The following is an 11,789-nucleotide window of genomic DNA, read 5'->3' on the forward strand; positions in this document are numbered from 1 at the left end:
GCTCATCCCCGTCATTCCGGCCCTCCGACGGTCATCCGGCCCACGGTGGCCCGGTCGAGTTGCGGCAGGCGGCCCCACTTGCCCGCGTGCCAGGGTTCCCGGTTGTCGCTGGGCCAGGCCCGGAACGGTCGGCCGAGTTCCCGGCAGAGGTACTGGGCGGCGTACCGGCCGCTGGTAGCCGCCCGGATCAGTCCGCCGAGCGAGGTCCACTGCCCGGCCATGGAGAAGCCGTTGAGACCCGGCAGGCGCATCCGGTCCCGGTTGACCAGGCGGTTGGCGGCGTCCTCGGCCTCGGAGAAGGCCTGCCAGGCGAGGATGCTGCCGTAGGTGTTGCCGGTGAAGCGCTCGGTCGTCACCGGCGAGGCCACGTCGACGAGTTCGATCCGCCCGCCGAGGCCGGGGTGGGTCCGGGCCAGGAACTCCCGGACGAACGCGGCGACTTCCTGCTTGCGCGCCCGGTAGGCCCGGCGGTCGCGCACCCGCAGCTCCTTCCAGGAGCGGTAGTCGCTGAAGTAGGTGCAGTGCAGCACCGACTTGCCGGGCGGGGCGAAGCCCTCGGCGTAGTCGGAGCGCAGCTGCACCACCAGGCTGTGCTGGAGCGAGCCGGGCAGCCGGGCGCCCTGCTCGGGCGGGAGCAGGTAGGTGGTGCTGTGCGGCTCGCCCGCGGGCAGCGGTCCGTCGACGCCGACGAAGGCGGAGACCACGGCCGGGTAGAGGTTGCCGGGCTTGTCCAGCAGTTCGCCGTACAGCCGGTCGGTGGCCGGGCTGGAGTAGCGGCCCGCCAGCAGCCGGTCGAGCACCGTCGGCCCGTCGCAGGCGGCCACCACGTGGTCGGCGAAGTGCCGTGAGCCGTCCCGCAGTTCGACGCCGACGGCGCGGCCGTCCTCGACCAGGATCCGGTCCACCCGGCAGCGGTAGCCGATCACCCCGCCGAGCGAGGTGTACCGCTCCTCCACCGAGCGGGCCAGTCCGAGCGAACCGCCCTGCGGGAAGCCCGCGTTGCCGGTGTGCGCGGCGGCCAGGGTGTACAGGTACGGCAGCAGCGGGAAGCCGGCCGGCTCCTGCAGGAACATGGCGGGGAAGGCCCGCCGCAGCAGCGGGTCCTGGAAGCGCTCGGCGAAGCCGCTCATCGGGGTGGTCGCGGTGCGCCAGAACAGCCGGAAGGCGGGCAGCACGGTGCGCAGGGTGCGCAGCCGTTCGGCCGGGGTGCGCAGCGGCGGCGGGGTGAGGTCCCAGGGCAGGTCGATCGCGACGAAGCGGCGCAGGTCCTTGCAGAAGGCGCGGATCGGCGCGGCGTCGCCGGGGGCGAGGGCCAGCAGGTGGGCCTCCAGTCGGTCCGGGTCGGTGTGGAAGGTGACGGCCCGGCCGTGCTCGTCGACGACCCGGTTGAAGGTGTCGAAGTGGGTCACCGACTTGCCGTCCAGGGCGCCGAGTTCGCGCCAGACCTGGTGGGCGCCGGTGCCTTCGGCGGTGCCGATCAGCCAGTCGATGCAGTAGTCGAACAGGTAGCCGTGCCGGGACCAGGCGGTGCAGCAGCCGCCGGGCAGCACGTGCTTCTCGAAGATCCGGGTCTCCAGGCCGCTCATCTGCGCGTAGCAGCCGGTGGCGAGGCCGGCCAGGCCGGCCCCGATCACGATCACCCGGGGCGGGCCGCCGTCGGCCCGCTCCCTGGCGGACCAGTCCGGCCCGCGGTCAGCCGCGGCCATCGACGGTGCCTCCGGCGAGGATGGCGCCCGCCAGTTCGGCGTTGCGGGCCGCGAACTCGCCGTCGAGCATCTCGGCGTGGTCGCCGTGGCCGGTGTACACGGCGGTGCCGGTGGTGGAGGCGCCGTGCCAGGAGCCGGGCTCGCCGCCCTCGTGCACGGCGAGGCGCTCGCGCTCGCAGACCACGTCGAGCCGGGCGTTCACGGTGCCCGTGTTGGGGGTGCGACTGCAGAACTCCAGGTAGTCCCGGGCCTGTTCCAGGGTCTCCTGGGCGACGATCCGCGAGCCGGTGTGCCGGTGCAGGTGCTCGCGCAGCTCCCGTTCGAAGACGGCCACGTGCTCCTCGCCCAGGTCGAAGGCTGCCAGGCTCCGGTAGGCGTCCACCAGCAGCACCGAGCCGACGGTGCGGCCGCGCCGTTCCAGTTCCTTGGCCACCTCGAAGGCGAGGTTGCCGCCGAGTGAGTAGCCGAGCAGGACGTAGGGGCCCGGCTCGTGCAGCGCCTCGACCAGGTCGGCGTAGCGGGCGGTCTTGTCGTCGCCGGTCAGGTAGTTGAAGGCGGCGATCCGGTGCTCGGGCAGGTGCGCGGCGAGCTGCCGGTAGACCAGCCCGTGGCCGCCGGCCGGCGGAAAGCAGAAGACCGTACGGGCCTCGGGCGCCTCGGAGTTGAACCAGAGGTGCGATTCGCCGCCGGCCACCTCTCCGGTGATGATCTGCTCGACGGTGCGGGCCATGCCGTGCAGGGTGGTGACCTTGAACAGCAGGCCGACCGGGATGCTGATGTTGAACTCGGTCTGCAGGTGGTGGATCAGCTCGATCAGCCGGATGGAGCTGCCGCCGAGCTCGAAGAAGTCGTGCTGGAGGCCGACTTCGTCCAGGCCGAGCAGGTTCCTCCAGTGCTCGGCGACCCTGATCTCGTAGAGGGTGACGGGCGGTTCGTGCCGCTCGGCGCCGATGTCGGCCCTGGGCTCCGGCAGGGCGGCGACGTCGACCTTGCCGTTCGGGGTGAGCGGCAGGGCGGGCAGTTCGGTGAGGTAGGCGGGGATCATCACGGTGGGCAGGTGTTCGGCGAGGTGGCGGCGCAGTTCGCGGCGGTCCAGCTCGACGCCCTCGGCGGCCACCAGGTAGGCGGCCAGCACGGCTTCGCCCGAGGAGTCCTGCCGGACGGCGACGCAGGCCTGGGCGAGTTCGGGCCGGGCGGTGAGGTGGGCCTCGATCTCTCCGAGCTCGATCCGGTGGCCGCGCACCTTGACCTGGTTGTCGATCCGGCCGAGCAGGTGCGCGGTGCCCTCGGTGTCCCAGTGGCCGAGGTCGCCGGTGCGGTAGAGCCGCAGCGGTGTGCCGTCGAACTCCAGGGTGGTGAAGCGCCGTTCGGTCTGCTCCGGGTCGTTCGGGTAGCCGGCGGCGACGCCCGCGCCGCCGATCCACAGCTCGCCGGGCACCCCGGCCGGGACGGGCTCGCCGTAGCGGTCGAGGATGTAGAGCGCGCTGTTCGGGAAGGGCCGGCCGATCGGGACCATCCGGCCCGGTTCCAGCTCCTCGGCGGTGCCCTCGTAGTAGCTGGAGTCGACGGTGGCCTCGGTCAGGCCGTAGGAATTGACCAGCCTGGTGTCCGGCCCGCACAGGGCGCGCAGCCGCCGGTGCTCGGCGGCCTTCCAGGAGTCGGAGCCGACGATCAGCAGCCGCAGGAAGTCCAGCCGCAGGCCCTCGCGTTCGCAGTGGGCGAGCAGGGCGCGGGCCACGGCGGGGACGAACTCGCCGCAGTCGACGGCCTCCTGGCGCATCACCCGGTGCAGCCGGGCGGTGTCGAAGAGCAGTTCGCGATCGACCAGGACGAGGGTGCCGCCGGTGCCGAGCGCCCGGGCGAGGTCGCCGGAGAACACGTCGAAGGCGGTCCCGGCCATCTGCAGGTGCACCCGGGCCTCGGTGTCCAGCCGGTACTGCTCGCGCCAGCCGGCCGTGACCGCGGCCAGGTTGCGGTGGTCGACCCGCACGCCCTTGGGGCGCCCGGTGGAGCCGGAGGTGTGGATCACGTACGCGGCCCGGTCCGGGTCCGCGGCGGGCAGCGGCCCGGCAGCGGTGGCCGGTCGGTCCAGCTCCTCCAGGGTGATCAGCGGCGCGGGCAGTTCGGCCGGGAGCGGGCGCCGCTCGTCCACCACGACCAGGGCCGCCCCGGCGTCGGCCACCTGGTACGCCAGCCGGTCGGCCGGGTGTCCGGGGTCGAGCGGCAGGTAGGCGGCGCCGGCCCGCCAGATCGCCAGCAGGGTGGTGATCAGCTCGGGTGACTTGTCCAGGCAGACCGCGACCACCGAGCCCTCGCCGACACCCAGTTCGCGCAGCCGTACGGCGGTGCGCCGGGCGCGCCGGTCGAGCTCGCCGTAGGTGACCCGCCGGACGGCGTCCCGGCCGGGGGCCACCACCGCGACGGCCTCCGGGTGCTCGGCGGCGACCTTGGCGATCAGCTCGGGCACCGGCACCGCGTCGTCGATCCGCCGCTCGGCGCCGCTGAACTCGTCGAGGATCCGACGGCGTTCGGCCGGGTCCAGCATCCGCAGCCGGCCGACCGGCTCACCCTCGGCGGCCCTGGTCATGGCGTCCAGCAGGTTGCGGTAGTGCGCGGCCAGCCGCTGGACGGTGGCGGGCTCGAAGAGGTCGGAGTTGTACTTGAACACGCAGTGGAAGCAACCGTCCGACCGGTCCTCGTAGGCGGACAGGGTGAGGTCGAACTGACCTTCCTCCTCCGGGAGTTCGATGTACTCCAGGCGGTATCCGAAGCGTTCCACGGCGACCTTGTGGGTGAGCAGGATGAACATCGCCTGGAACACCGCGGATCGGCTCGGGTCGTGCTGCAGCCCCAACTGCTCGACCAGCAGCGGGAACGGGTACTCCTGGTTGTCCAGGCCGCCGAGCACAGTCTCCCGCACCCGGGCCAGCAGCTCGGCCACCGTCGGCTCCCCGGCCAGACTCACGTGCAGCGGCAGCGGGTTGACGAAGTAGCCGTACACGGAGGCGAACTCCTCCTGGGTGCGGCCGGTGACCGGGCTGCCGACCACGATGTCCGGCTGCCCGGACCAGCGGTGCAGCAGCAGGTAGTAGGCGCCGAGCAGCACCATGAACGGGGTGGCATTGTGCGTGCGGGCCAACTCGTGCACCCGTGCGGAGAGTTCGGCGTCCAGCCGGAAGAACTCGGAGGCGCCGTTGTGGGTCTGCACCGCCGGGCGCGGCTTGTCGGTGGGCAGTGCCAGCACCGGCATCCCGGCCGGCAGGTGGCCGCGCCAGTAGTCGAGCATCCGCTGCGCCTGCGGCCCGGCCAGGAAGCGGTTCTGGTGGTTGAGGAAGTCCAGGTAGCGGGCGGCCACCGGGGGCAGTTCGGGGGTGCGGCCCCGGCGCAGTGCCTCGTAGACCTCGAACAGCTCCTCGATGAAGGTGAAGGTGGAGATCGCGTCCGAGACGATGTGGTGGACGGCCTTCATCAGCACCCAGCGGTCCGGCCCGCGCCGGAACAGCCGCAGCCGCACCAGCGGGTCCTCGGCCAGGTCGTACGGCCGCCGGTACTCGCGGACGATCAGCTCGTGGATCTCCTCCCAGGGGCGGCCCTCGACATCGAACAGCCCGGTGTCGGCGTTGACTTCGGCGCGGATGCGCTGGACCGGGCGGCCCTGTTCGGCGGTGAAGGCGGCGCGCAGCCCGGGGTGGCGGGCGACCAGGACGGCGAAGGCGGCGAACACCAGCTCCGGGTCGAGTTCGGCGCGCACCTCGACCGCGCCGCCGATGTTGTACGCGAAGCCGTCCGGGTGCAGCTGGCGCAGGAACCACAGCGCCTGCTGGTTGTGGGTGAGCGGGTAGCGGGACTCGTCGGTGTGGAGCTCGACCTCGGTCTGCTCCGGGCCGCCCTCGGCGGCGAGCCGCTCGGCCAGGCCCTCGGTGAGCAGGTCGACCAGGTCGCCGACGGTGCCGTTGCTGAGCAGCGCCACCACCGGCAGGGCGACGCCGAGTTCGCCGTGCGCCCGGGCCCGCAGCTCCATCGCGAGCAGCGAGTCCAGGCCGTGCGCGCCGAGCCTGGTGTCCGGGCAGATCCGCTCGGCGCCGATCCGCAGGACGGCCGCCGCGGCGGCGGTGAAGCGCTCGGTGACCAGCTCCCGCCGGGCCTGCCGGTCGGCGGTGCGGTAGGCGTCCAGGAAGCCGCCGGTCTCGGCCGGGGCCTGCTCGGCGGCACTCGCCGCGAGGTCGGCGACGAGCGGCGGCGGGGCCGGGTACCAGGCGAGGAAGGTCGGCCAGTCGACCACGGTGGCGACCAGCAGCTGGGCCCGGTCCTGCCCGAGGACGCGCTCCAGCACGGCGGTTCCGGCCTCCGGCGGCAGCGAGCTCATGCCGCGCGCGTCGCGGTAGTGGGCGACCAGGCCCAGTTCCTCGATCATGCCGGTGGCCCAGGGGCCCCAGTCCAGGCTGAGCGCGGGCAGGCCCGCGGAGCGGCGGTGGTGGGCCAGGGCGTCCAGGAAGGCGTTCCCGGCCGCGTAGTTGGTCTGGCCGGCAGTGGTGAGCAGTGAGGCGACCGAGGCGAACAGCACGAAGTGGTCGAGCGGTTCGGCCCGCAGCAGTCGGTGCAGCAGGTGGCCGCCGACCACCTTGGGGCTGTACCCGGCGTCGAAGGCCGCGCGGTCCATCTGCGCCAGCAGGGTGTCCCGGACCTGCCCGGCGAGGTGGAACACCCCGCGGATCGGCGGGAGTTGGCGCTGCCGGTAGTCGGCGAGCCAGTCGGCCAGGGCGGTCTCGTCGGTGACGTCCACCGGGGCGAGCAGCGGTTCGGCGCCGAGCGCCTCCAGTTCGCGCAGGAAGTCGATCCGCTCCCCGGCGGGGCTCTCCGGGTCGGCCCCCCGCCACTCGGCGCGTTCCGGCAGGGCGGTGCGGCCGACCAGGATCAGCCGCCGGGCGCCGCGTTTGACCAGGGTGCGGCAGAGCAGTCGGCCGAGCGCGCCGAAGGCGCCGGTGACCAGATAGCTGCCGTCGGGGCGCAGGACCGGCGGCAGCGGCCGGGTGAGGCCCTCCGCCCGGCGCAGCCGGCTGGTGAGCCGGCCGCCGCCCCGCAGGGCGATCTCCTGCTCGTCCCCGGCTCCGAGTTCGGCGAGCAGCGCCTCGGCCTGCTCCCCGGCGTCGAGCGCGGGGTCGAGGTCGACCAGGCTGCCGCGCTGGGCGACGAGTTCCTGCTGCCACAGCACCCGCCCGATGCCCCAGGCGGAGGCGCCGAGCGGTTCGACCCGGTCGCCGGGCCCGGTGGCCTGGGTGCCCCGGGTGACGATGTGGAGCCGGCCGTCCGGGCGGGCGGCGGGCAGCGCCTGGGCGAGGGCGATCAGCGAGTAGGCGCCGAGGGTGGCGAGCCGGTCGAGCTGCCCGGTGTCGGTGGCGTCGAGGGCGGGCAGGTCGAGGTTCCACAGGTGGACGACGGTCCGGTACGCCGGGTCCAGGTCGGCGAACAGCCGCCGGAGGTCCTCGGCGGAGCCGGGCCGCACCGTCGTCTCCCCGTCCGCGACGGCGTACGAGCTGCCGGGTCGGACCAGGTGGCAGCGGGCGCCGCGCTCGGTGGCCAGGGCGGCCAGCCGCTCGGCGAGGCCGCCGCCGTCGGCGAACAGCAGCAGGTCCCCGGTCGGCTGGTCGAGCGGCGCCGCCGGAGCCGGCGTCCAGGCGAGCTCGGTGAGCCAGCCGTCGATGGTGGCCAGGCCCACCGAGGCGGAGGCCTGGGCGACGTCGGCGACCTTGAAGCCGGTGATCCGGCCGAGCGGGGTGCCGTCCTCGGCGTAGAGGGCGAGGTCGCCGACGAGTTCCTCGCCGCTGTCCCGGGTGACGGTGGCGTGCGCCCACAGCGGCCGGTCGCCGACCTGGTCGAGTCGGACCTCCTCGATCGAGACCGGCAGCCGGACGCTGCCGCCCTCGGGTGCGTGCAGCCGGGTGGTCAGCAGGGTCTGGAAGCAGGCGTCCAGCAGCACCGGGTGCAGGTGGTGGTCGGCGGCCCCGGGGCCGAACCGCGGGGTGGGCCGGATCAGGGCGAGCGCCTCGTCGGGACCGGTCCACGCCTCGGCGATGGCCTGGAAGGCGGGACCGTAGTGGTAGCCGCGCTCGGCGAGGCGCCGGTAGCAGTCGGGGCCGTCGACGTGCCGGACTCGGGAGCGCAGTGCGTCGAAGTCCGGTGCGGGCCGGTGGGCGCGGCGCTGGCCGGTGCGGACCCGGCCGCTCGCGTGCACGGCGGGTTCGCCGCCGGCCGGGGTGGAGGCGATGGTGAAGCGGGCGTCCTCGGGCGCGTAGCCGAGCTGGACGGGGACCGGCTCGCTCTCGGAGAGGAACAGCGCCCGGTTCAGCTCGACCTCGGCCAGCACCACCTCGGTGCCGCCGGTGAGCGCCCGGACGGCCTGGGCGGCCATCTCCAGGTACCCGGCGGCCGGGAAGACCACCTGGCCCTCGATCCGGTGGTCGTCCAGGTACGGCAGCCGCTCCGGGTCCAGCGCGGTGGTCCAGCAGGGCTGGGCGCTCGCGGTGCGGCGGCCGAGCAGCGGGTGGTCGACCCGCCCGAGCCGGACCTGCTCCACCGGCTTCGGCTCGACCCAGTACCGGTCGCGCCGCCACGGGTAGGTCGGCAGCGGCACCGGGCGCCCAGCCGGCTGCATCGCGTCCCAGCTCAACTCGACGCCCAGGGTGTGCAGTTCGGCCAGCGCACGGGCGAAGCACTCGGGCTCGTCCTCGTGCCGGCGGATCGAGGGCAGGGTGTGCGCCTGCTCGGTGCACTCGCGGATCGCGTGCCCGAGCACCGGGTGCGGGCCGAGCTCCAGGAACAGCCGGTGGCCGTCCTCGGCCATCCGCTCGACGGCGGCCCGGAAGCGCACCGGGTTGCGGACGTTGCGCCACCAGTACTCGCCGTCCAGTTCCGGCCCCCGGGCGAGCCCCTCGTCGGCGGTCAGGTAGAGCGGCAGCTGCGCCTCGCGCGGCTTGATCCCGACCAGCGCGGCGAGCAGCTCGTCCCGGATCGGGTCCATCCGCACGCTGTGGTACGGGATTTCGACGTCCAGGAAGCGGGCGAACACGCCCTGCCGCCTGACCTCCTCGGCCAGTTCGCGCAGCGCCTCGGTGTCCCCCGCGAGGGTCACCGCGGAGGGGCTGTTGACGGCGCCGAGCGATACCCGGGTACGGTACGGACGGATCCGCCGCTCCGCCTCGGCCTCCGGCAGACCGACGGCGAGCATCGAGCCCGTCCCGGCCAGGCGCTGTTGCAGCCCGCTGCGCGCGAGCACCACCCGGACGGCGTCGGCCAGGTCGTAGACCCCGGCCTCGTGGAAGGCGGCGACCTCGCCGGTGCTGTGCCCGACCACCGCGTCCGGCACCAGGCCGTGGCTCCGCCAGAGTGCCGAAAGACCCACCTGGACCGCGAAGTTGGCGGGCTGGGCGAGCCAGGTCTCGGCCATCCGGGAGTCCGCCTCGTCGCGGCCCGACTCCTCCAGCAGCGACCAGCCGGCCTGCTCGCGGATCTCCCGGTCGACGGCCCGCACGGCCTCCCGGTAGACCGGCTCGCTCTCGTACAGTCCCCGGCCCATCCCCCACCACTGCGGGCCCATGCCGGTGAACACCCAGGCCAGCCGCCGCTGTCGGCGCTCCCGGGCACGCCCCTGGACCACCCTCGGGTGCGCCTCGCCGCGCTCGTGGGCGGCCAGCGCCTCGTCCAGGTCCTGCCGCCCGGAGTAGACCACGGCGAGCCGCTCGGGCAGGTGCTGGCGGCGGTGGGCCAGGGTGTGGCCGAGGTCGGCGAGCGCCGTCCCGGCGGCCAGCTCGGTGCGGACGGCGCCGGCCAGCTCGGGCAGTCCGGCGGGGTCCCGGGTGCTCAGCGGCAGCACCGTACGGGCCGGCTGCGGCGCTGGCCGGGCCGGGGCGGGGAGCGGCGGCTCCTCCAGCAGGACGTGCGCGTTGGTGCCGCCGAAGCCGAAGGAGTTGACGCCCGCGCGGGCCGGGCCCTGGTGTTCGGGCCAGTCGACGGGGGCGGTGGGGATCTCGAAGGGCAGCGCGGCCAGGTCGATGCCGGGGTTGGGCCGCTCCAGGTTGAGGTGCGGCGGGATGCGGCGGTGCTTGAGGGCCAGTGCGGTCTTGATCAGCCCGGCGACGCCGGCGGCGGCCTCGGTGTGCCCGATGTTGGTCTTCACCGAGCCGACGTAGCAGCGGTCCCCGGGACGGCGGCCGATGCCTAGCACCCGGCCGAGCGCGGCCGCCTCGATCGGGTCGCCGACCGGGGTGGAGGTGCCGTGCGCCTCGACGTACTGCAGGCTGCCGGGCAGCACCCCGGCCTCGGCGCAGACCCGCTCGATCAGGGCGACCTGGGCGTCCGCGCTGGGGACGGTGATGCCGCTGGTGCGGCCGTCCTGGTTGACGCCGCTGCCGAGGATGACGGCGTGCACCGGGTCGCCGTCGCGCAGCGCGTCGGAGAGCCGCTTGAGCACCACCACGCCGACGCCCTCGGCCCGGACGTAGCCGTCGGCGGAGGCGTCGAAGGCCCGCGAGCGGCCGTCCGCGGAGAGGAAGCCGCCCTTGGTCTCGGCGATCGTGTACTGCGGCGCCATGTGCAGCAACGCGCCGCCGGCCAGGGCGAGTTCGGATTCGCCGCGGAGCAGGCTCTGGCAGGCCAGGTGGACCGCGACCAGCGAGGAGCTGCAGGCGGTGTCGATCGAGACGCTGGGGCCGCGGAAGTCGAAGCAGTGCGAGATCCGGTTGGACACCATCGTCATCATCGTGCCGGTGGCGGTGTGCGCGGCGATGGTGCCGAAGTCGAGGTCGGCGAACTGCAGGATCTTCCAGTCCAGGGTGAAGGCGCCCATGTAGACGCCGACGTCCCGCCCGGCCAGCTCGCCGGGGAGCAGCCCGCCGTCCTCCAACGCCTCCCAGCTGACCTCCAGGAGCTTGCGCTGCTGCGGGTCCATGTGCTCGGCCTCGCGCGGGCTGATGCCGAAGAAGTCCGGGTCGAAGGTGTCGAAGCCGTCGATGTAGCCGCCCCGGCCGCCGATCAGCCGCCCCGGCTTGGCGCGGTCCCGGCTGCCCAGGGTGCCGGTGTCGTACCGGTCGGCGGGGGTGTCGGTGAGGCAGTCCCGACCCTCGATCAGGTTGCGCCAGTAGGTCCGGTGGTCGTTGGCGTGTCCCGGCAGGCGGCAGCCGATCCCGGTGATCGCGATCCGGTCGCAGGGCACGGCGAAGGGCGAGGTGGTCATGATCCAATCCGGGGTCGGTGGCGGGACGACGCGGGCGCGGGAGGGGCGGCTTCGCGGGCCGGGGTCAGGCGGACTGTCCGGTGGCCCTCATCCGGCGTCAGGGGTGCGGCAGGGCGGCGGTGAGCTCACCGGCGGGCGGGAACGCGGCCGAGCCGGCCGCGGCGGACGTCGATGGCGGCGTGAACCGAATACCCCCGCGCCGAAATTGGTATTCCGACTGCGAACACTGAATATGCCGATAAGCCAATCGGACCCGAGGTCAGCTACATCCCGGACCCCGCGGCAAAGACATCAGGAAATTCCCCCCTGAGAGCCGAAGTGGACGGGCGAGCCGGCATGCGATGGCGGACAGCACGCTCCCCCCTCGTTCGTCGCGGACTAACGACTGGAAACATCAGAGACTCTAGCGGGAGCCGTAGGTCAGGGCAGTCATTCGACGTGTTAACGCCACAAATGACCCGATCTGAGGAACATTAGTGTACGAAGTTGACGTCAGATCGGCGCGAAGGGGGCGCATTCGTCAGCAGGCGCACGAGATACCGGAGCGCGGTGCGGTCAGGTCGTCGATCGGGCGCTGCTCCACGCCCCGCACCTGGCTCGCGAGCGGCGTGATCGCCGCCGTTCATCAAGATCCCGCCGGCTTCACGATCCCGCCGGCTTCACGATCCCGCCAGTTCCGCCAACTGGTGGGCGGCCTGCGGCGCGTAGGCCGCGAGGCGGGCGCGCAGGCGGGGCAGTCGGCCCCCCCGGACGGTGAACAGCAGTCGGCTGGACGGCAGCTGGGTCGGGCCGAGCAGGCCGAGTGTGATCCACCACTGGTAGCCGACCCACCTGAGCCGCTGCGCGTCTGACGT

3 protein-coding genes are annotated in these 11,789 nt (G+C 73.7%); 1 reads left to right on the forward strand and 2 read right to left on the reverse strand.

Annotation, left to right across the window (positions count from 1 at the left end):
• Window positions 1–11: 11 nt before the first annotated feature.
• A complete protein-coding gene (locus ACZ3UD_RS10975) occupies window positions 12–1,706 on the reverse strand; it encodes a phytoene desaturase family protein (RefSeq protein ID WP_465585141.1) in 1,695 nt (564 codons plus the stop codon).
• Window positions 1,693–10,935: an amino acid adenylation domain-containing protein gene (locus ACZ3UD_RS10980; protein WP_465585143.1), complete on the reverse strand. Its 9,243-nt coding sequence runs from the start codon at window positions 10,933–10,935 to the stop codon at window positions 1,693–1,695. The genes ACZ3UD_RS10975 and ACZ3UD_RS10980 overlap by 14 nt, the downstream gene beginning before the upstream one ends.
• Window positions 10,936–11,411: 476 nt before the next feature.
• Here ACZ3UD_RS10980 and ACZ3UD_RS10985 point away from each other — a divergent pair, with 476 nt between their 5' ends.
• Entirely contained in the window at window positions 11,412–11,786 is a 375-nt protein-coding gene (locus ACZ3UD_RS10985; RefSeq protein WP_465585145.1) for a hypothetical protein, read from the forward strand.
• Window positions 11,787–11,789: the final 3 nt, after the last annotated feature.

Source organism: Kitasatospora sp. NPDC023118 (genome assembly GCF_055560875.1).